The following is a 20,610-nucleotide window of genomic DNA, read 5'->3' as shown; positions in this document are numbered from 1 at the left end:
CCTGAGCGATACGCAAGCTTCGACTCCCTGCGAGCACTGCATGCCAGCATAGTGACCTGTTTACGATCCGTGTATGCCTTTGGTGTGTCAGGCCCGCGCGAAATCGAAGGCCAGCACGTCGGCGATGCTCGCCGTCCCCAGCATCGCCATCAGCAACCGGTCGATGCCTACCGCCACGCCGGCGCAGTGTGGCATGAGCGGCAGGGCATCCAGCAAGTGGCGATCCTGCGGTGGCTGAACCAGGCCACGTTCAGCCCGGCGCTGCTGGTCGCGCGCGAAGCGTGCGCCCTGCTCGTCCGCATCGCGCAGCTCGTGGTAGCCGTTGGCCAGTTCGACCGCGCCCAGGTACAGCTCGAAGCGCTCGGCCACCGGCGGATCGCCCGGACGCAGCCTGGCCAGCGCGGCCTGGCTGGCCGGCCAGTCGTGGACGATGGTGAGGCAGTCCGGCGCGAACGCCGGCTGCAGGTGATGGGTGATCAGCAGGTCCAGCCAGTCATCGCGGGTGAGGCCCTGGCCGTCGATGCGCGCGGACGCCAGCGGCGCCTGCAGCTGCTCCAGCGTGGCGCTGAACGGGTCCAGCCGCAGGCCGCGCAGGAACAGGTCGCGGTAGGTGAGCTCGTCCACCCGCGCCTGTCGGCCCACCAGCGCGAGCGCTTGGCGCACCAGGTCGACCGTTTCCTGCGCCAGGCGCCGGTGGTCCCAGCCCACCCGGTACCACTCGAGCATGGTGAACTCGGGGTTGTGGCGGCCGCCGGCCTCGCCGTTGCGGAACACGCGGCCCAGTTCGTAGCAGTCGCCGATGCCGGCGGCGAGCAGGCGCTTGAGCGGGTACTCGGGCGAGGTGCGCAGCCAGCGCGTGCGCGCGCCGGCGCTGACATGGCCGCTGAAGGCGGTGGTGAAGCTGTCGATGTTGGGCTCGGTGTTGCCGGCCTGCGACAGCACCGGCGTCTCCACCTCCAGCACGTCGCGCTCGGCGAAGAACGCGCGCACCCGCGCGTTGAGCCTGGCACGCAGGCGCAGGACCTCGAACGAGGCGCTTGGCTGCCAGCTCACCCTTGCTGATCCAGGAAGGCGATCAGCCGCGCCTCATCCCAGACGTCGATCCCCAGGTCCTGCGCCTTGGCGAGCTTGGAGCCGGCCTCGCTGCCGGCGACCACGAAGGCGGTCTTCTTCGACACGCTGCCGGCGACCTTGGCACCCAGCGCCTCGAGCCGGGCGCCGGCCTCGTCGCGGGTCATCGATTCCAGGCTGCCGGTGAGCACCACGGTCTGGCCGGTCAGCGGGCCGGCCGGCAGCGCCGCGGATCGCGGCGTGATCGCGTCCAGCTCCGCCAGCGCCGCACCGGTGGCCTGCAGCAGCTGCGCGTGATCGCCTTCGTCGCGCCACTGCACCAGCGCGGCGGCGGTGTCCTTGGGCAGGCCGGCGGCGACCAGCGCGTCCGGATCGGCCGCGACGATATCGGCCACCTTCGGCATCGCCGCGGCCAGCGCGCTGGCGCGGATCTTGGTCAGCCTGGGGATCTCCAGGTCGGCCAGCAGCGTGGCCCACTCCAGGCCCTCGCGCAGCAGCGCGCTGGGCGGATGGGCGTCGACGATCTCGACCCCGCGCGCCAGCAGGTCGTCGATGGCCTGCTGGTTGCCGGACTGTTCGAAGAAGCGCCCCAGTGCGCGCGCCACCTCGCCGCCGATGTCCGGCACGCGCTTGAACAGGGGCCAAGGCAGCCTGCGCACCAGTTCCAGGTCGCCGAACCAGGCCGCCAGCGCCTTGGCCGTGCTCTCGCCGACATGCTCGATGCCCAGCGCGAACAGGAAGCGCTCCAGGGTGGTGTGCTTGCTGGCTTCCAACGCGGCGACCAGGTTCTCGGCCCACTTGGTCGCGATCTTCTTGCGGTTCCAGTCGAAGGCCGGCAGGCCGGCGCGCAGCAGGTCGGCCTGCCAGGTCTCCGGCGCCGCCTCGGCATCGCCGCGCACGCGCGCGAGCGTGGCTTCCAGCTTCGCGTAGGCGCCGCTGGCCAGGTGTTCGCGCGCCTCGCGCAGGAAGCCCTCCGGCGTCTCGGCACCGGTGACCAGGCGCAGCTGCAGCAGCTGATCCAGGTCGAGGGTGTAGAGGTCGGCCACGCCCTGGACCACGCCGGCATCGACCAGCACCTCGATGAACTTCTCGCCCAGGCCGTCCACGTCCATCGCCCGGCGCGAGACGAAATGGCGGATGGCCTCCTTGCGCTGGGCCGGGCAGCTCAGCTCGCCCGAACAGCGCCACACCGCCGCGCCCTCCTCGCGCACGATGTCCGAGCCGCACACCGGGCACTGCGCCGGCATCTGCCAGGGCGCCGTGCCGGCGGGCCGGCGCTCGAGGATCACGCTGACCACCTCGGGGATCACGTCGCCGGCGCGGCGCACGATCACCGCATCGCCCACGCGCACGTCCAGACGCGCGATCTGGTCGGCGTTGTGCAGGGTGGCGTTGGTGACGGTGACCCCTGCCACCTGCACCGGCGCCAGCCGCGCGACCGGCGTGGCCGCGCCGGTGCGGCCGATCTGAATCTCGATGCCCTCCACCGTGGTGGCCTGTTCCTGCGCCGGGTACTTGTGCGCGAGCGCCCAGCGCGGCGCGCGCGAGACGAAGCCCATCTCGCGCTGGCCGGCCACGTCGTCCAGCTTGTAGACCACCCCGTCGATGTCGAACGGCAGCGAATCGCGCTTTTGCCCAATCTCCCGGTAATAGCGCAGCAGGCCCTCGGCGCCTTCGACCACCCGCGACAGGTCGCTGACCGGGAAGCCCCATTCGCGCAGGCGCTGCAGCGTGCCCGAGTGCGTGTCCGGCAGCGCGCCGTCCTCCACCTCGCCGACGCCGTAGGCATAGAACGCCAGCGGCCGCTGCGCGGTGATGCGCGCATCGAGCTGGCGCAGCGAGCCGGCCGCACCGTTGCGCGGATTGGCCAGCACCTTCCCACCGTGCAGGCGCGCCTGCTCGTTGTAGGCCTCGAACGCCGCCCGCGGCATATACACCTCGCCACGGACTTCCAGGACGCGGGGAATGGGGAATGGAGAATCGGGAATGGAAGCCGCCCCGCTCTTGCCTTTCCCGATTCCCGATTCCCCACTCCCCATTCCCGCCACACGCAACCGCAGCGGAATGGCCCTGACCGTACGCAAATTGGCCGTGACGTCCTCACCGGTGGTGCCGTCGCCGCGGGTGGCGCCCTGCACGAACACGCCCTGCTCGTAGCGCAGGCTGATCGCCAGGCCATCGAGCTTGGGCTCGGCCGAGAACTTCAAAGTGCGCCGGCCCAGCCGCTCGGCGATGCGGCGCACGAAGTCCTCCACCTCGGCGTCGTCGAAGGCGTTGCCCAGCGACAGCATCGGCAGCGCGTGGCGGACCTCGGCGAAGCGGCCCGCGGCCACCGCACCGACGCGCTGGGTGGGCGAATCGGGCGTCACCAGCTCGGGATGCGCGGCCTCAAGCTCGTCCAGCTCGCGCAGCAGGCGGTCGTACTCCGCGTCGGGGATGTTGGGCTCATCGAGCACGTGATAGCGGTAGCTGGCGTCATCCAGCTGCTGGCGCAATTCGGTCACGCGCGCCTGGGGGGTCTTGGCCGGGCTCATCGGCAAATCTTACGCGAGCGGCGTGTCACAGCCTGCGATGTCCACCCAGGCGAAGTGTGGCGACTTACGAATGCTGAACATGACAGGCGTTAGGGTCGGATCTCCCCCGCCGCTGCCCCTGCCCATGCGAACCCCCACGTCCGCACACGGCCGTCCGTCGGCCTCGCTTCTGTTGAGTTCCCTCCTGCCTTGCTGCCAGCCGTTCAGCCCCAGGCGCCATGACGGCTGCCCGCGCGTCTGGCCCGACGCATCGGAGCCTCGGGTTTGAGCGCGCCGGTCGCCCCGCGCACGGGCAGCCGGATCGAGGCACTGGATTTCGTCCGCGGCATCTGCCTGCTGGTGATCGCCTTCGACCACACCTCCAGCTTCGCGCGCAAGCTGGGCTATGCCGGGCGCGAATGGTTCACGCCGACGATGCTGGGGTATTCCTCGGCAGCCGAGCTGTTCCTGTTCGTCTCCGGCGCGCTGATCGGGATCCTGCATACGCGCCCGGGCGTGACCTTCGCCCAGCGCTTCGTGCGCCTCTCGCACCGGGCCGGGCACCTGTACCTGTACAACGCGCTGGCCTTCGTCGCGCTGCTGGCGATCTGCTCGATCATGCTGCCCTCCAGCCTGGAGGCCCTCGGCCTGAGCAACCATGTGCAGCGCCCGGACGACTCGGCCCTGTCCTTCCTGCTGCTGGCCAACAGCCCGCCGCTGCTGGACATCCTGTCGCTGTACGTGGCCTACCTGCTGGTGGCGATCCTGTTCGTGCCGCTGGCCCAGCGCGCCGCGCCGCTGGCCTTCGCCGTGACCCTGGGCCTGTACCTGCTGTGCCAGCTGCCGGCCGCGCGCGCGGCGCTGGGCCTGCACGGCGAGGGCTACGGGCTCAATCCCTTCGCCTGGCAGCTGTGCTTCATGGGCGGCCTGCTGTGTGGGCGGCTGGGCGTCCTGGACCGGCTCGAGCGCTGGATGCAGCATCCCGCGGCCGCCGTCGCGGTGCTCGGCGCGCTGGCGCTGGCGACGGTGGTCTTCGTCGCCGACCGCAAGCTCGGCCTGAGCGATGCCTGGTGGTGGGACAAGCATCAGCTGGGCCTGCTGCGCCTGCCGCATGCGGCGCTGGTGCTGGCCGCGTACTTCTGGCTGTCCGCCGCGCTGCGCGATCGGCGGATGCCGCGCCCGGCGCAGGCGCTGCACGAGGTGTTCGCCTCGATGGGACGCCATTCGCTGGAGGTCTTCACCGCCGGCATCCTGCTCACCTACGCCGCGGCGCTGCTGGTGGGCAGGCTGGACCTGGGCACCGCCGGCTACTTCCTCACCCTGGCCTGCCTGGCCGCGGTGCTGTGGGGCTTCTCCCGCTACCTGGCCTGGCGCCGGCGCGTGTCGCGCCCGCGCACCACCCAGCCCGCGCCGGCGCGGTGAGGCGTCCACGCGATCGCTCGGGATCGGGAAGGGTCGCTAGGCCCACTGGCACAGGTGCAGCAGCACGCCACTGGGATCGTGCAGGAACGTGACCAGGGCGCCATAGGGCTGGTGCTGCGGCGGCTGGACCCGTGCGGCCTGGAACCGACGCTCGCGCACGACGGTCGCGGCGTGCCGGTACCAGCCCATCGCATCCTCGACGGTGACGTGGAGCATGCAGTTCTCCGCGACCTCCCGCAGATAGTAATCCTGCAGGTAGAAATGCTGGGCGTCGCCCAGGCGCACCAGCGCCAGCCCGTTGGACACCTCATGCGTTTCCCACCCCAGGCTCGCATAGAAGTCCTTGCACAGTGCGAAATCGATGCAGGGCACGAAGGGGCGCAGATCGGTGGCCTTGGGCGGCATGGGCGGTTCCAGCGTGGACGGGGCACGGAGCATGCGGCTGGACACGCTTGCTCACAACGCCCACGCTCGCCTTTCCGGACAGTTCGCCGCAGATGTCCGGCACAGACCCTTGGAGGGACATCGCATGCATCCGGCCAGCGACCGCGCGGACCCGCGCCCGGAACGAACCCGCGACGCGCTGCGCGGCGCCCTGATCGCGCTGACCATGGAACGACGCTATGCCGAGATCCGGCTGGACGATGTCCTGCGCGTCGCCGGCATCGGCCGGTCCACGTTCTACGAGCATTTCAGGGACAAGGACGCTCTGCTGATCAGCTGCATGGAACCCGCGCTCGCCTGCCTGTCCGCCCTCCCGTTCGATGCGGACGGCCTGCCCGGGGCCACGCTGTGGCTGGAACATCTGTGGGCGATGCGTGGCCGGGCGGGCGCGCTGTTCCAGGGCGTCGCGCTGCGCAGGTTCAGGCGCGCGCTGATCCTGCGCATGGCGGCGCGGATCGCGCTCGCGGGAACGCCGCTGCATCTGCCGCAGCCCCTGGCGGCCTGCGCGCTGGCCGATGCGGTGTTGTCACCGGTGCTGGCCTGGATCCGCGGCGAGGCCTGGTGTCCGGCCGACCGGCTGGCCAGCGGCTTGCAGAGCGCGTGCCGGGCGCTGCTTGCGGGCATGAGCGCTGGCGAAGGCATTTCGATGGCGTCGGCACACGCCGCCTGACACGGCCGCCGACTCGCCCCTTTCGCGAAGGCCGAACACCTACCAGCGCGGCGCCTTGCTCAGCGGCGGGGCCTCGTGCTGGCGGTCGTAGCCGCGCAGCTCCTCCCGGATGTGCTGGATGCGCTGGCGGCCCAGCGCGTTGCGGCTGTCGTCCAGGACCACGCCGTCGAGCAGTTCGGCCATGCGCTGCACGTTGGGCAGCATCATCTCCCAGGCATCCAGCGCGGTCATCGGCGCCGGCAGGGTCAGGAAGAAGGCGATGGCCGGCGTCTCCAGCTCGCGGATGGCGGCCATGTCGAAGCTGCCGGGCTGCATGATGTTGGCCATGCTGAACACCGGGCCGCGCTCGGGGTGATGCTCGATCAGGCGGTGGAACACGTTCATGTGGCCGAAGGTCAGGCCGGTCTTCTCCGCGGCCACCACGATGTCCTCGCCGCGCAGCATCTGGCCCGATCTGGCCGCCACGTACAGCGAGATGATCTTGTCGAAGTCCGAACCCGGACGCTTGCCCAGATCGCTGTCGCCGGCGCCGGGATCGGCCAGGCCCAGGTCGGGCTGGCTGACGCCCTCGCCGCTGTAGTCCGGATCGGCCGGATCGCCGCCCAGGCTCGGCTCGACCCGCGCCGCCTCGCCACGCTCGCCGGATTCCACACGACGGCCCTGCGGCGCCTTCTTGGGTCGGCCGAAGATCACCATCGCGATGATGAGGATCACGCCCACCACGGCAATGCCGATCCGCAGCATCATCACGTCCGACATGGGCTGGGGCTCCTTCTGAAAAACTGGCCGGATGGTGCCACGCTTGGGACGCGGCATCCAGCGAGGAACGCGTGGAGAGCAACGAGGAACGCGTCAGCGCCACGGCACGCGGTGCCTGACCTCACGCGTTTCTCGTTCGTCATCTCCCGCTTCGGCCTTCAGGCCGCGCCCGCCAGACGCGACGCTTCGGCCAGATCGACCGACACCAGGCGCGAGACGCCCGGCTCGCGCATGGTGACGCCGGAGAGCTGGTTGGCCGCTTCCATCGTCGCCTTGTTGTGGCTGACGAACAGGAACTGCACCTTCTCGCTCATCTCCTTGACCATGTTGGCCAGGCGGCCGACGTTGGCCTCGTCCAGCGGCGCGTCGACCTCGTCGAGCAGGCAGAACGGCGCGGGATTGAGCTGGAAGATGGCGAACACCAGCGCCACGGCGGTCATCGCCTTCTCACCGCCGGACAGCAGCGAGATGCTGGACACGCGCTTGCCCGGCGGGCGCGCCATGATCGACACGCCGGTGTCGAGCAGATCGTCGCCGGTCAGCTCCAGATAGGCGTGGCCGCCGCCGAACAGGCGCGGATACAGCGCCTGCACGCCCGAGTTGACGCGGTCGAAGGTCTCCTTGAAGCGGCCGCGGGTCTCGCGGTCGATCTTGCGGATGGCCTCCTCCAGCGTCTCCAGCGCGGCGGTGAGGTCGGCGTTCTGCGATTCGAGATACTCGCTGCGGGTGCTGGCCTCGCCGTACTCGTGGATGGCGGCCAGGTTGACCGGCTCCAGGCGGCGCATCTTGTAGTCCAGCTGCTGCACGGCCGCTTCCCACTCGGCCGGGTCGGCGATCTCGGGCAGCGTCTCGATCACCGCCTGCAGCACGAAGCCGGCCTGCTCCACCGCGGTGGACAGCTGTTCGGCCTTGAGCACCAGCGCCTGCTGGTCCAGGCGGCGCTGGGCGATGGCCTCGCGCTGGGCCAGGGCCTGTTCGTCGCGCTTCTGCCGGGTCTGCTCGTACTGGCGCAGGCCGTTGTCGATGCCGTCCAGCGCGGTGCGCGCCTCGGCCAGCACGCGCTCGACGCGCACGCGCTCGTGCAGGGCGTTCTCGCGCTGGGCCTCCAGCTCGGACACCGGGTCCTCGCCGCCGTTGAGCTGGGCGGTGATCTCGCCCAGGCGCGAATCGAGCTGGCCGCGCTGGCCGCCCATGCGCTCCAGCGCCTGGGTCAGCGAGGCGATCTGGGTGCGCTGGGATTCCAGGGTCAGGGCCAGCGCGTGTGTCGCCTCGCGGGTGGTGCGGGCCGCTTCGCGGGCGGCATCGCGCGCGGCGGTCAGCGCGCGGCGCTCGGCGTCCAGCTGCTGGCGCGCGTCCTCCTGGTCGGCCATGCGGGTGACCGCGTCCTCCAGGCGGGCGCGGGCCTCGGCGGCCTGGTCGCGGGCCTGCTCCAGTGCATCGGCCAGCTGCGCCAGTTCGCCATCGATGCGCTCGATGCGGGTGCGCGCGGCGTCCAGCCGGCCCTGCTGGCCCTGCAGCTGGCCGGCCAGTTCGGACACGGCGCGGTGGGCCTGGTAGAGGCTGCGCTGGGCCTCTTCGCGGGCCTGTTCGCCGGCCAGGGCGACCTCGCGCAGCTCGGCCAGGTCCTGCTCGGCCTGCGCCTCCTGCGCCTGCAGCTGATCGATCTGCTCGCGCAGGGTCTGGATCTCGCGCTCGCGCAGTAGGGCGCCCTGCCTGGACGCGCTGGAGCGCTGCACGTGCACCCAGCCCTGGCCCAGGCGCTCGCCGCCGCGGGTGACGATGGCATCGCCGGCCGGCAGGGTCGGCAGCAGCGCGCGCGCCGCGGCCAGGTCCTCGGCGGCGTGCAGGCGGGCCAGCAGGCGGCGCACGGCCAGCGGGCCGCGCACCTTGGCCGCGAGCGAGGTGGGCGCGAAGGTCTCATCGCCCTCCTGCGGCGAGACCAGCGCGATGCGGCCTTCGTCCAGGTCGGCCAGCGCCTCGACCAGCGACTCGGGCGACTGCACCAGCACGCCTTCGATCAGCCGCCCCAGCGCGCCTTCCACGGCGTTTTCCCAGCCGGCCTCGACGGTCAGCGATTCGCCCACGCGGGTGGCCGAATCCAGGCCGCGCGCCCGCAGCCAGGCCAGCGCGGCGCCCTGCTCCTGGCCCAGCGCCGCCTGCTGCAGGGTCTCCAGCGAGGACAGGCGGCCGCGCGCGGCCTGGGCGTCCTTGCGCACCTGCGCCAGCTGCGCCTGCAGCGCCTGCTGGCGCTCGGCCACGCCGGAGACGGCCTGCTTGTGCTGCTCGACGGTCTCGTTGAGCTCGTCCAGCGAGGCCTTCTTGACCTCGTACTGTTCGAACAGGGCCTCGTAGGCGGCCGACAGCGCCTCCAGGTCCAGCCCGGCGCGCTCGGCGGTGAGCGCCTCGCGCCGGCGCTCGGACTCCAGCGACTGTCGGTCCAGGTAGTCCACGCGGGTGCGCTCGACCTCGCCGGCCCGCGAGGACTCGGCGGTGGCGCGGTTGTGGGCCTCCCAGCGCTGCTGCCAGTCGGCCAGCTTTGCCTCGGCCTCGCGCAGGGCGTCCTGGCGCATGACGTCGTCCTCGCGCAGCTGCTCCAGCTGCGGCTCGGCCTCTTCCACTGCCTCGCGCAGCACGTCCAGGCGCGCGCTGTCGCTCTCGATGTGCGTGCCCAGCTCGGCCAGCTGCGCCTGGGCCTCGGCCTGGGCCTTGACCAGGCGCGTGGACAGGTCGCGCTGATGCTGGATCTGCTGTTCGATGCGGGCCAGCGTGCTGCCGACCTGGTAGACGTCGGCCTGGACGCGGCCCAGCGCCTCGACCGCCTCGTCGCGGCGCACGCGGTCGCCCTCGATCTGGGCCTCGGCCTCGCGCTGCTCGGCGATCAGCTGCTGCAGGCGGGTCTCCTCGACCGAGAGGCCCTCGCGCAGGCTGCGCAGCTGGCCGTCCAGGCCGCGGTATTCCAGCGCCTTCCACTGCGCGTCCTTGACCCGGCGCTCTTCCTGGTAGGCCTGGTACTGCTCGGCCTGGCGCGCCTGGCGCTTGAGGTGCTCAAGCTGCTTGTCCACTTCCTCACGCAGGTCGGACAGGCGCTCCAGGTTCTCGCGGGTGTGGCGGATGCGGGTCTCGGTCTCCTTGCGGCGCTCCTTGTACTTGGAGATGCCGGCGGCCTCCTCCAGGTAGACGCGCAGGTCCTCGGGGCGGGCCTCGATGATCTGGCTGATCATGCCCTGCTCGATGATCGAGTAGCTGCGCGGCCCCAGGCCGGTGCCCAGGAACAGGTCGGTGATGTCGCGCCGGCGGCACTTGGTGCCGTTGAGGTAGTAGTTGCTCTGCCCGTCGCGGCTGACGGTGCGCTTGACCGAGATCTCGTTGAACGCGGCGAATTCGCCGGAGATCGTGTGGTCCGAATTGTCGAAGATCAGCTCGACCGTGGCCTGCGCCACCGGCTTGCGCGCCGCCGAGCCGGAGAAGATCACGTCGGTCAGCGAATCGCCACGCAGGCGGCTGGCCGAGCTCTCGCCCATCACCCAGCGCACCGCGTCGATGATGTTGGACTTGCCACAGCCGTTCGGCCCGACCACGCCGGTCATGTTGGTCGGCAGGTGCAGCGTGGTGGGATCGACGAAGGATTTGAAGCCGGACAGCTTGATCGTGGACAGGCGCATGCGTCGCGTCGCGTTGGCGGCGCGCGGACCCTCTCAAGGGGGTAGAAAGCCGCGCGGCCGGGGTGATGGAGTCCGGCGGCGCTTCGCGCGGGCCTGCGGGGCCCGGCGCGGCAGGGCCGTCGGCGGACACCGGAGTATACCGGCGCCCCGCCGGCCCGGTCCGGCCCCAGGGCCTGTCATCAGTTCCTGGGTGGGTCGCGCCGCCCTTGCGCGTGCCCGGGGCAAGGAAGCGGGAGGGAGTGGACGTCCGTCCACGACCGAGCAATGACGCTGTCCCGGGTGCGCGCAAGGGCGGCCCTTCGGGTCGGCGCTGCAAGGCCACCATCTTCGCGCCGCGCGGCTTGGCCTGGCGGCCAGTCAAGCCTGCGCCACGCGACGCAAACCTGACGGCCCTGCAGCGCCAACGCGACCCACCCAGGCGCTGATGACAGGCCCTAGGCGTCCAGGCGGCGCTCGTCGGTCGGGTCGAAGCAGTGCAGGCGCGCGGCGTCCAGCCGCAGGCCGATCGGCTCGCCCGGCGCGGGCAGCGCGCGCGGGGCCACGCGCGCCACCAGCGCCAGCGCGCCGGCCTTGAGGTGCACGAAGATCTCGTTGCCGACCGGCTCGACGTTCTCCACGGTGGCCGCGAAGCTGCCCGGTTCTCCGGCGGGCACCAGGTGCAGGTCCTCCGGGCGGACGCCCACGATCAGCGCCCGGCCGGGCGTGGCCGGCGCCGGGCCGGCGCCGTGCCAGGGCACCAGGGTGCCGTCGTCCAGCCGCAGGCCCTCGGCCTGGGCGGTGCCGCGCAGCACGTTCATCGCCGGGCTGCCCAGGAAGCCGGCCACGAACAGGTTGGCCGGCCGGTCGTACAGCGCCATCGGCGTGTCGATCTGCTGGATCTGCCCGTCCTTGAGCACCACGATGCGCTGGCCCAGGGTCATGGCCTCGACCTGGTCGTGGGTGACGTAGATCATGGTCGTGCCCAGCTGCCGGTGCAGGCGGGCGATCTCGCCACGCACCGAATTGCGCAGCTTGGCGTCCAGGTTGGACAGCGGCTCGTCCAGCAGGAACACCGCCGGCTCGCGCACCAGCGCCCGGCCGAGCGCCACGCGCTGGCGCTGGCCGCCGGACATGGCCTTGGGCAGCTTGTCCAGCATCGAGGTCAGCCCCAGCGTCTCGGCCGCGGCCTTGATGCGCGCGTCGATGGTGGCCTTGTCGTGCTTGCGCAGCTTCAGGCCGAAGGCCAGGTTCTCGGCCACCGTCATGTGCGGGTACAGGGCGTAGGACTGGAACACCATGGCGATGTCGCGGTCCTTGGGCGCCACGTCGTTGACCACGCGCGGGCCGATCTTCAGCGTGCCGCCGCTGATCTCCTCCAGCCCGGCGATCATGCGCAGCAGGGTGGACTTGCCGCAGCCCGAGGGCCCCACCAGCACCATCAGCTCGCCGTCGGCGACCTCGAAACTGGCGCCGTGCACGGCCACCTGGCCGTTGTCGTACACCTTGCGGACCTGATCCAGCTGCACACTCGCCATCGTGTCTCCCTAGTTTCGTTGCTGCACCGCACACGGCATCGCGCTGGGCGCGCGCTGCGGCGAAGGCTACGCCCGACCCGGTGACGAGCGCAGGCGCGACGCGGTATTCTGCCATGTAAGCGTTTTCACCACGCCGATCCCATCAGTCGACTTGCCGGAGGGGGCGATGTCGCGAGCTCCCCCGCATTCGTATGCGCCGTATGGCCTGGTCAGGCCCCGCGCTACCATCCGTCGCGCCTCGCGCCCCGGCCCGTCGACGCGGCCGGCGCCCAATCCTTCTTCCTCGTTCCAGGAATCCCGCATGAGCTCTCCCGACCCCGCGCAGTGCGTCCTGCTGGCCGATATCGGCGGCACCAACGTGCGCTTCGCGCTGGCCGACACCGCCGCCGACAACCCGCTGCTGCTGGACAGCACGCGCGAATACGTCGTGGCCGACTTCCCCTCGCTGGCCGATGCGGCCAAGCACTACATGGACCAGACCGGGACCACCGCGCGCAACGGCGTGTTCGCCGCCGCCGGCCGGGTCGATGGCGACGAGGTCCGCGTCACCAACCACCCCTGGGTGATCCGGGTGCCGCGGCTGAAGAAGATGCTCGGCTTCGAAGGCGTGAAGCTGATGAACGACTTCGCCGCCCAGGCCATGGCCGCCTCCCTGCTGGGCCCGGACGATGTGGCCCAGGTCGGCCCGGCGCCGTGGAAGCCGGTGCCGCTGACGCGCAACCTGACCTACGCGGTGATCGGCCCGGGCACCGGCCTGGGCGCCGGCGGCCTGCTGGTGCGCGACGGCAAGCGCTATGCGCTGGAGACCGAGGGTGGCCATGTCAGCTTCCCGCCGGGCAATCCGGAGGAGATCGAGATCCTGGAGCGGCTCTCGCGCCAGTTCGGCCGGGTGTCCAACGAGCGGCTGATCTGCGGGCCGGGCCTGGTCAACATCCATCGCGCGCTGAGCGAGATGGCCGGCGAGGATCCGGGCCCGATGCAGCCCTCGGACGTGACCGCGCGCGCGGCCGAGGGCGATGCCCGCTGCCTGCATGCGCTGGACGTGTTCTTCGCCGTGTTCGGCGCGATCGCCGGCGACCTGGTGCTGACCCTGGGCGCCTGGGACGGCGTGTTCCTGTGCGGCGGCCTGGTCCCGCGCCTGCTGCCGCAGCTGCAGCGCTCGGGTTTTCGCCAGCGCTTCGAGCACAAGGGCCGCTTCTCGCCGGCGATGGGCAAGATCCCGGTGCTGGCCAACCTGCACAAGCAGCCGGGCCTGCTGGGCGCCGCCGCCATGGCGGTGGAGGTATTCGGGCCGCCCAACAAGCACGCGCCCGCCCCTCCTGTCGCCTGACTGGAATTACATTGGTATCTCCGCTGCGTGCCCAGGTGTCGTGCGATCGCGCTAGACTTAGGGCCTGCTGACCACCGCAGCGGAATACAGGACGCCACTGGTATTGCCAGTGGTCTTGTTCAGCCCGGTGTGCGACGCGTCCTCCTTCCCGCCTGTCACAGCCGCCTGCCATGACCCTGCACCCGCGCATCGAAGCCGTTACCGACCGCATCCGCCGCCGCAGCGCGCAGCCGCGCCAGGCCTACCTGGAAGGCATCGACGCGGTGCTCCGCGAGGGCCCGCAGCGCACCCGCCTGAGCTGCGGCAACCTGGCCCACGCCTTCGCCGCATGCGGGCCGACCGACAAGGGCCGGCTGCGCGCGGACGTGACGCCCAACCTGGGCATCGTCACCGCCTACAACGACATGCTCTCGGCGCATCAGCCCTTCGAGCACTACCCCGAGATGATCCGCCAGCTGGCGCGCGAGCTGGGCGCCACCGCGCAGGTGGCCGGCGGCGTGCCGGCGATGTGCGACGGCGTGACCCAGGGCCGGCCGGGCATGGAGCTGTCGCTGTTCTCGCGCGATGTCATCGCCCAGGCCACGGCGATCTCGCTGAGTCACGACATGTTCGACGCGGCGCTCTACCTGGGCGTGTGCGACAAGATCGTGCCGGGCCTGCTGATGGGGGCGCTGGCCTTCGGCCATCTGCCCGCGGTGTTCGTGCCGGCCGGGCCGATGACCCCGGGCATCCCCAACAAGGAAAAGGCCGCCGTGCGCGAGCGCTACGCCGCCGGCGAGGCCACGCGCGAAGAGCTGCTGGAGGCCGAATCGGCCAGCTACCACGGCGCCGGCACCTGCACCTTCTACGGCACCGCCAACTCCAACCAGACCCTGCTCGAGGCCATGGGCCTGCAACTGCCGGGCACCAGCTTCGTCAACCCGGACCTGCCGCTGCGCGACGTGCTGACCCGCGCGGCCGCCGAGCGCGCGCTGCGGATCACCGCGCTGGGCGAGGACTATCGCCCGATCGGCCAGCTGGTGGACGAGCGCGCGATCGTCAACGCGATCGCCGCGCTGATGGCCACCGGCGGCTCGACCAACCACACCATCCACTGGGTGGCGGTGGCGCGCGCGGCCGGCATCGTGCTGACCTGGGACGACATCGACGAGATCTCGCAGGTGGTGCCGCTGCTGGCCCACGTGTATCCCAACGGCGAGGCCGACGTGAACCGCTTCGCCGCCGCCGGCGGCACCCAGTTCGTGTTCCGCGAGCTGCTCGATGCCGGGCTGATGCACGACATCCCGACCATCGTCGCCGGCGGCATGCGCGCCTACTGTGACGAGCCACGCCTGGTCGAGGGCCAGCTGGCCTACAGCCCCGGCATCGCCACCAGCGCCGACGAGAAGGTGGTGCGGCCGGTGTCGGCGCCGTTCGAGGCCCAGGGCGGCCTGCGCCTGCTGCGCGGCAACCTGGGGCGCTCGCTGATCAAGACCTCGGCGGTCAAGCCCGAGTACCGCCGCATCCACGCGCCGGCGGTGGTGGTGGACGACCCGCGCAGCCTCAACAAGCTGCACGCGGCCGGCGCCCTGCCGCAGGACTTCGTCGCGGTGGTGCGCTACCAGGGCCCGCGCGCCAACGGCATGCCCGAGCTGCATTCGCTGGCGCCGCTGCTGGGCCTGCTGCAGAACCAGGGCCGGCGCGTGGCGCTGGTCACCGACGGCCGCCTGTCCGGCGCCTCGGGCAAGATCCCGGCCGCGATCCACATCACGCCCGAGGCCGCCGCCGGCGGCCCGCTGGCGCGCCTGCGCGAGGGCGACATGATCCTGCTCGACGCCGAGGCCGGCGTGCTCGAGGCGCAGGTCGATGCCGAGGAATGGAAGCTGCGCACGCTGGCGCCCGACACCGCGCGGCCGTCGCACGACCTGGGCCGCAACCTGTTCGCGCTCAATCGCGCGCAGGTCTCGCCGGCCGACCAGGGCGCGGTGTCCATTTCCTGCGGCCCGCCCACGCCCGAGCACGGCTGGGAAGTCGATGCCGAATACGAGCTGGGCGAGACCGAACAGGCCGCCGCGGCCCCGCACGAGGCCAAGGACGCCTGAGCGGCGCCCTGCCCCATCCCCTTCCACGCACGCAAGGCACGACCATGATCATCTCCAAGCGCCAGCAACAGACCGAAGACCTGCTCCGCCGCGCCGGCATCCTGCCGGTGGTCGCGGTGGACACGCTGGACCAGGCCCGCGGCGTGGCCCATGCGCTGCTGGAAGGCGGCCTGCCCGTGATCGAGCTGACCCTGCGCACGCCGGTGGCGATGGACGCGCTGGCCACGCTCAAGCGCGAGCTGCCGCAGTTCGCCATCGGCGCGGGCACGGTGCTGACCATCGACCAGATCGGCCAGTGCGTGGGCGCCGGCGCGGACTTCATCGTCACCCCCGGCACGCCGGCGCACATGGCCGAAGCCCTGGCTGCCGCGCCCATCCCGGTCATTCCCGGCGCGGCCACGCCGACCGAACTGCTGACCCTGCTGCAACTGGGCTTCCACGTGTGCAAGCTGTTCCCCGCCAACGCGGTGGGCGGGCTGGCGATGATCAAGGGCCTGCACGGGCCGGTCCCGCAGCTCAAGCTGTGCCCCACCGGCGGCATCACCGAGGCCACCGCCGCCGAATACCTGGCCCAGCCCAACGTGGTGTGCATCGGCGGTTCGTGGATGGTGCCCAAGCAGTGGATCGCCGCGGGCGACTGGACCTCGGTCCGCGAGACCGCCGCGCGCGCCGCACAGATCGTCAGGCAGGCGCGTGGCGGCTGAGTGTCGCCCGTGCAGGCGCTGCGAGCACCTGCGTGTCCTGCACCTGCCGCACCTGCATCTGAATTCACCGACCTGGTTGCGCAGGAAGCGCTCCGCGCCGCCTTGGGGCTAGGAGCACGCCTCCCTGAGGTGGCAACAACGCATCCCATCGTCATCCCCGCGAAAGCGGGAATCCAGGGCCTTTGGAGCTTGCGCATGAAAGCCACTGGATTTCCGCATTCGCGGGAGTGACAAGGCAGCGCCAGCGGTGGCAGCGCCCACGCGCGACTGGACGCACCGTCGCGCGGTAGCGGCCACCACGCCACTTCCACATCCGGGCGAGGACAGTGACCGGCGTCCTGCGTCGATCGCCGCGCGGGACGCCTGTCCCCGCTTCGAGACCTCGTCATGACATCGCTCACCGCACCGCGACGCTCGGCCGTCGCCGCCGCGCTCTACGGGCTGCTCAATCCGATCCCGTTCGGCTGCTTCGTCGCCGCGCTGATCTTCGACATCACCTACGCCAACACCGGCGTGATCCTGTGGATGAAGAGCGCCGCGTGGCTGATCGTGCTGGGCCTGGTCGCGGCCATCATCCCGCGCCTGGTCAACCTGGCCCAGGTGTGGATCACGGGGCGCCGCAGCGCGCTCGGCGCGGACCGGCTGGCCTTCTGGCTCAACCTGCTGGCCATCGTCGCGGCGATCTTCAATGCCTTCGTGCACAGCCGCGACGCCTATGCCGTGATCCCCGCCGGCGTGTGGCTGTCGGCGCTGACCGTGCTGCTGCTGGCCATCGGCAATGTGCTGATCGCCGTGCGCGATGCCCGCATCGGAGGCTACGTCCATGACTGATTCCATCGCCCGCACCACCCTGGGCCTGGCCTGCGCGCTCCTGCTGGCCGCCTGCGGTGGCAAGGCCGAGCTGCAACCGGCCCAGCAGTCCGGCCACGCGCCGCCGCTGCCGGCCGCGCGCAATTTCCTGGTGCCGCCGATGCAGGTGCCCGACGGCGTGGGCTGGAAGGACGGCCAGACGCCCAAGGTCGCCGACGGCCTGAAGATCGAGAAGATCGCCGACGGCCTGATGCATCCCCGCCAGCTCTACGTGCTGCCCAATCACGACGTGCTGGTGGTCGAGGCCAACGGCCCCGGCGCCGAACCGGTGACCACGCCCAAGCAGCTGATCGCCAACAAGATCAAGGGCCAGTCGGGCAAGAGTGGCAAGGGCGGCAACCGCATCACCCTGCTGCGCGCCGGCGCCGATGGCCGCTGGGAGAAGCACGTGTTCCTGGAACACCTGCATTCGCCCTTCGGCGTGCAGCTGATCGGCAACGATCTCTACGTGGCCAATGCCGATGCGATCATGAAGTTCCCCTATGTCGCCGGCCAGACCCGCATCGAGGCGCCGGGCGTGGAGTTCACCGACCTGCCGGGCACCATCAACCATCACTGGACCAAGGCGCTGCTGGCCAGCCCGGACGGCCGCAAGCTGTACGTCGGCGTGGGCTCCAACAGCAACATCGGCGAGAACGGGCTGGAGCAGGAGTACCGCCGCGCGGTGGTGCTGGAAGTGGACGTGGCCTCGGCCGGCAGCCGCATCTACGCCTCGGGCATCCGCAACCCCACCGGGCTGCAGTGGGAGCCGACTACCGGCAAGCTCTGGGCCATCGCCAACGAGCGCGACGAGATCGGCGCCGACCTGGTCCCTGACTACCTGACCTCGGTGCAGGAAGGCGGCTTCTATGGCTGGCCCTACAGCTACTACGGCCAGCACGTGGACACGCGCGTCAAGCAGCAGCGGGAGGACCTGGTGGCCAAGGCGATCAAGCCCGATTACGCGCTGGGCTCGCACGTGGCCGCGCTGGGCCTGTGGTTCTCGCAGGACAACGCGCTGCCGGCGAAGTACCACGGCGGCGCCTTCGTGGCCGAGCATGGCAGCTGGGACCGCTCGCCGCTGAGCGGCTACGCGGTGGTGTATGTGCCGTTCCGGCAGGGCATGCCGGCGGGGCCGCCGCAGACGGTGGTCAGCGGCTTCCACTCCGAGGATGAGAAGCAGCTGTTCGGCGCGCCGGTGGGTCTGGCGCAGGACGCCAGCGGCGCGTTGCTGATCGCCGACGACGTGGGCGATACGGTGTGGCGGGTGAGTTCGCGCTGACGATGCGTGAAAGCGCTTCTGGTGGGAGCCACCGTGGCGGCTCCCACCGTGCGAACGGCAACGCCGCAACGCGGTGTGCGATGCGACCGGACCCGTCTCGCCACGCGAGTTGGTAGGCTGCGCTCCCCCGCCGTCGCCGCAAGTTCCGCAAAATGTCCGCCACCCACGATCCCCGCGCGCTGCGCGATGCCTTCGGCGCCTTCATGACCGGTGTGACGGTGGTGACGGCGCTGGACGCGCAGGGGCGGCCGATCGGCTTCACCGCCAACTCCTTCACCAGCGTCTCGCTCGAACCGCCGCTGCTGCTGGTCTGTCTGGCGCGCCGTTCGCGCAACTTCGCGGCCTTCACCGGCGGCCACGGCTTCGCGGTCAACGTGCTGGCCGAAGACCAGAAGGAGCTCTCCAACCGCTTCGCCACGCACACGCAGGACCGCTTCGCCGGCGTCGCCTGGCGGGCCGGTCCGCACGGCGCGCCGGTGATCGAGGCGGTGGCGGCCTGGTTCGACTGCACGCTGGAGCGGGTGATCGATGCCGGCGACCACGCGATCCTGCTGGGGCGCGTGCAGGCCTTCGACCACGGTGCCGCCAACGGGCTGGGCTATGTGCGCGGCAGCTACTTCACCCCGCGCCTGGCCGAGGAGGCCACCCGCACCGCCAGCGCCGAACCGCAGGCACGCGCGGTGGCGATCGCCACGCGCGATGACCAGGTGCTGCTGTTCGAGGACGCCGACGGCCAGCTGCGCCTGCCCGCGTTCGACATCCCGCAGGGCGAGGACGCGACGCTGGCCAGCCGCCTGCGCGAGGCGACCGGCCTGCCGGTGGTGGTCGGTTTCGTCTATGCGGTGTGCGGCCACGGCCACACCCGCCGCATCGTCTACCGCTGCGAACTGGGCCGCGGTACCTGCGCGCACGGCGTGTTCCTGCCGCCCGAGGCGATCGCGCTGGAACGCGTCGGCGATGAGGAACTGCGCGGCATCCTGGCGCAGTACGTCAGCGAAAGCGCGCTGCTGCCGCAGCTGCCCACGCGCCAGCTCGAGTAACCCCTGCCCTGCGGCGTCGCGCGAGCCGCGCGCCCTATGCCTCGGCCGGCCCGACCGGATCGCCGACCACCGGCCCTTCGCTGTTCGGCTTCCAGCCAAGCGCCGGCGCGACGTGTCGGGCGAAGGACTCCAGCACGTGCAGGTTGTAGTCCGGCCCCAGCTGGCTGGGAATGGTCAGCATCAGCGTGTCGGCAGCCATCACCGCGCTGTCGGCCTTGAGCTGGTCGATCAGCCTGTCCGGCGTATCGGCATAGGTCTTGCCGAAGGTCGAGCGGAAGCCGTCGATGATGCCCACCGTGTCGCTCGACCCTTCGCCGCGCTGGCCGAAGTAGCGCGCGTCCAGTGCGTTGACGATGGGGAACACGCTGCGGCTGACCGACACGCGCGGGGTGCCGCTGTGCCCTGCCTCGCGGTAGGCCTGGCGGAAGCGCGCGATCTGCTCGGCCTGCAGGGCGTGGAAGGGCTTGCCGCCATCCTCGGTGAGCAGCGTGGAGGACATCAGGTTCAGGCCCTGGCGCCCTACCCACTCGGCGGTCTCGCGCGTGCCCGAGCCCCACCAGATGCGCTTGACCAGCTCGGGCGCGCGCGGCTCGATGGCCAGACGCTGCCCGGCGCCGACCATCTGCGGATCGCCGGGCGCGATCGGTTCGCCCCTGATCGCGCGCAGGAACAGCGCGAACTTCTCGCGCGCCAGATCGCCGCCGCGCGGATCCGCGGCGCCGGTGTAGCCGAAGGCCTCGTAGCCGCGCAGCGCCGGCTCGGGCGAGCCGCGGCTGATGCCCAGCGCGATGCGACCCTGGGCGATGGCATCCAGCGCCGCGGCTTCCTCGGCCAGGTACAGCGGGTTCTCGTAGCGCATGTCGATCACGCCGGTACCCACCTCGATGCGCTGGGTGCGGGCGGCGATGGCCGCCAGCAGCGGCATCGGCGCGGCCTGCTGGCGCGCGAAGTGATGCACGCGGAAATAGGCGCCGTTGACGCCCAGGGCATCGGCGCCGACGCCGATCTCCACCGCCTGGCGGATCATCTCGGCCGAGGTGCGCGCCATCGAGCCCGGGCTGTGCCCGTAATGGCCGAAGCTCAGGAATCCGAACGCGCGCACGGCACCACCTCCACTGGTCCATCGAAGCGCCGCATGGTCCCGCATCCCGGCATCCCTGCCTGTGAATGTGGTGGTCGCCTTGGTTCTGAAAAGTGGGAGCCGCCATGGCGACGATGGGCTTTCCCGGGAGAGCCTCATCGCCGCCATGGCGGCTCCCACACCGGGTC

General features: G+C 71.2%; 15 protein-coding genes. 8 read left to right on the top strand and 7 right to left on the bottom strand.

What is annotated here, in order from left to right; genetic code table 11:
- Nucleotides 1–87 precede the first annotated feature (87 nt).
- Both epmA and ligA read right to left on the bottom strand, forming a co-directional pair.
- The gene (epmA, locus tag LAJ50_RS09135) at nt 88–1,053 is read right to left on the bottom strand and encodes an EF-P lysine aminoacylase EpmA (protein ID WP_130552144.1); all 966 of its coding nucleotides are present in this window, start codon (nt 1,051–1,053) and stop codon (nt 88–90) included.
- Entirely contained in the window at nt 1,050–3,605 is a 2,556-nt protein-coding gene (ligA, locus tag LAJ50_RS09130; RefSeq protein ID WP_130552145.1) for an NAD-dependent DNA ligase LigA, read from the bottom strand. Before ligA ends, epmA begins: the two co-directional genes overlap by 4 nt.
- 264 nt (nt 3,606–3,869) lie before the next feature.
- Between ligA and opgC the strand changes: the two genes are divergently transcribed.
- Nucleotides 3,870–5,006 carry an OpgC domain-containing protein gene (opgC, locus tag LAJ50_RS09125; RefSeq protein ID WP_165424170.1) on the top strand — a complete coding sequence of 379 codons (1,137 nt, stop codon included), beginning with the start codon at nt 3,870–3,872 and terminating at the stop codon, nt 5,004–5,006.
- Between the two features lie 36 nt (nt 5,007–5,042).
- Here the strand turns inward: opgC and LAJ50_RS09120 are convergent, their stop codons facing one another.
- Nucleotides 5,043–5,411, bottom strand: coding sequence for a hypothetical protein (locus LAJ50_RS09120; protein WP_130552147.1), 369 nt, complete (start codon nt 5,409–5,411; stop codon nt 5,043–5,045).
- A 124-nt stretch (nt 5,412–5,535) separates the two neighbouring features.
- Here LAJ50_RS09120 and LAJ50_RS09115 point away from each other — a divergent pair, with 124 nt between their 5' ends.
- On the top strand, nt 5,536–6,120 hold the full coding sequence (locus LAJ50_RS09115; protein WP_165424171.1) for a TetR/AcrR family transcriptional regulator: 585 nt from the start codon (nt 5,536–5,538) through the stop codon (nt 6,118–6,120).
- 39 nt (nt 6,121–6,159) lie between these two features.
- Here the strand turns inward: LAJ50_RS09115 and zipA are convergent, their stop codons facing one another.
- The 3 genes from zipA to ugpC all read right to left on the bottom strand — a co-directional run bounded on the left by zipA (nt 6,160) and on the right by ugpC (nt 12,055).
- A complete protein-coding gene (zipA, locus tag LAJ50_RS09110) occupies nt 6,160–6,879 on the bottom strand; it encodes a cell division protein ZipA (protein ID WP_130552149.1) in 720 nt (239 codons plus the stop codon).
- A gap of 158 nt (nt 6,880–7,037) precedes the next feature.
- Nucleotides 7,038–10,541: a chromosome segregation protein SMC gene (gene smc, locus LAJ50_RS09105; RefSeq protein ID WP_138654305.1), complete on the bottom strand. Its 3,504-nt coding sequence runs from the start codon at nt 10,539–10,541 to the stop codon at nt 7,038–7,040.
- Between the two features lie 434 nt (nt 10,542–10,975).
- Nucleotides 10,976–12,055: a sn-glycerol-3-phosphate ABC transporter ATP-binding protein UgpC gene (gene ugpC / locus LAJ50_RS09100; protein WP_224096532.1), complete on the bottom strand. Its 1,080-nt coding sequence runs from the start codon at nt 12,053–12,055 to the stop codon at nt 10,976–10,978.
- A 301-nt stretch (nt 12,056–12,356) separates the two neighbouring features.
- On the opposite strand from ugpC, the gene glk reads away from it, so the two are divergent.
- From glk to LAJ50_RS09070, 6 genes are all read left to right on the top strand, one after another.
- On the top strand, nt 12,357–13,385 hold the full coding sequence (glk, locus tag LAJ50_RS09095; RefSeq protein WP_130552152.1) for a glucokinase: 1,029 nt from the start codon (nt 12,357–12,359) through the stop codon (nt 13,383–13,385).
- Nucleotides 13,386–13,555: 170 nt separating this feature from the next.
- Nucleotides 13,556–15,466 (top strand): phosphogluconate dehydratase, encoded by a 1,911-nt coding sequence (gene edd / locus LAJ50_RS09090; RefSeq protein WP_130552153.1) that lies wholly within the window; start codon nt 13,556–13,558, stop codon nt 15,464–15,466.
- Between the two features lie 44 nt (nt 15,467–15,510).
- The gene (eda, locus tag LAJ50_RS09085) at nt 15,511–16,170 is read left to right on the top strand and encodes a bifunctional 4-hydroxy-2-oxoglutarate aldolase/2-dehydro-3-deoxy-phosphogluconate aldolase (protein WP_138654309.1); all 660 of its coding nucleotides are present in this window, start codon (nt 15,511–15,513) and stop codon (nt 16,168–16,170) included.
- Between the two features lie 387 nt (nt 16,171–16,557).
- Nucleotides 16,558–17,001, top strand: coding sequence for a DUF2231 domain-containing protein (locus tag LAJ50_RS09080; protein ID WP_130552155.1), 444 nt, complete (start codon nt 16,558–16,560; stop codon nt 16,999–17,001).
- Nucleotides 16,994–18,301 (top strand): sorbosone dehydrogenase family protein, encoded by a 1,308-nt coding sequence (locus tag LAJ50_RS09075; RefSeq protein WP_138654311.1) that lies wholly within the window; start codon nt 16,994–16,996, stop codon nt 18,299–18,301. Before LAJ50_RS09080 ends, LAJ50_RS09075 begins: the two co-directional genes overlap by 8 nt.
- 152 nt (nt 18,302–18,453) lie before the next feature.
- On the top strand, nt 18,454–19,341 hold the full coding sequence (locus LAJ50_RS09070) for a flavin reductase family protein (protein WP_138654313.1): 888 nt from the start codon (nt 18,454–18,456) through the stop codon (nt 19,339–19,341).
- Nucleotides 19,342–19,375: 34 nt separating this feature from the next.
- Here the strand turns inward: LAJ50_RS09070 and LAJ50_RS09065 are convergent, their stop codons facing one another.
- Entirely contained in the window at nt 19,376–20,443 is a 1,068-nt protein-coding gene (locus tag LAJ50_RS09065) for an LLM class flavin-dependent oxidoreductase (protein ID WP_130552158.1), read from the bottom strand.
- Nucleotides 20,444–20,610: the final 167 nt, after the last annotated feature.

Origin of the sequence: Pseudoxanthomonas sp. X-1 (genome assembly GCF_020042665.1) — a bacterium.
Taxonomy (GTDB): Bacteria; Pseudomonadota; Gammaproteobacteria; order Xanthomonadales; family Xanthomonadaceae; genus Pseudoxanthomonas_A; species Pseudoxanthomonas_A spadix_A.
Note: the sequence above shows the minus strand (reverse complement) of the source record. Positions and strands in the feature narration are given on the sequence as shown.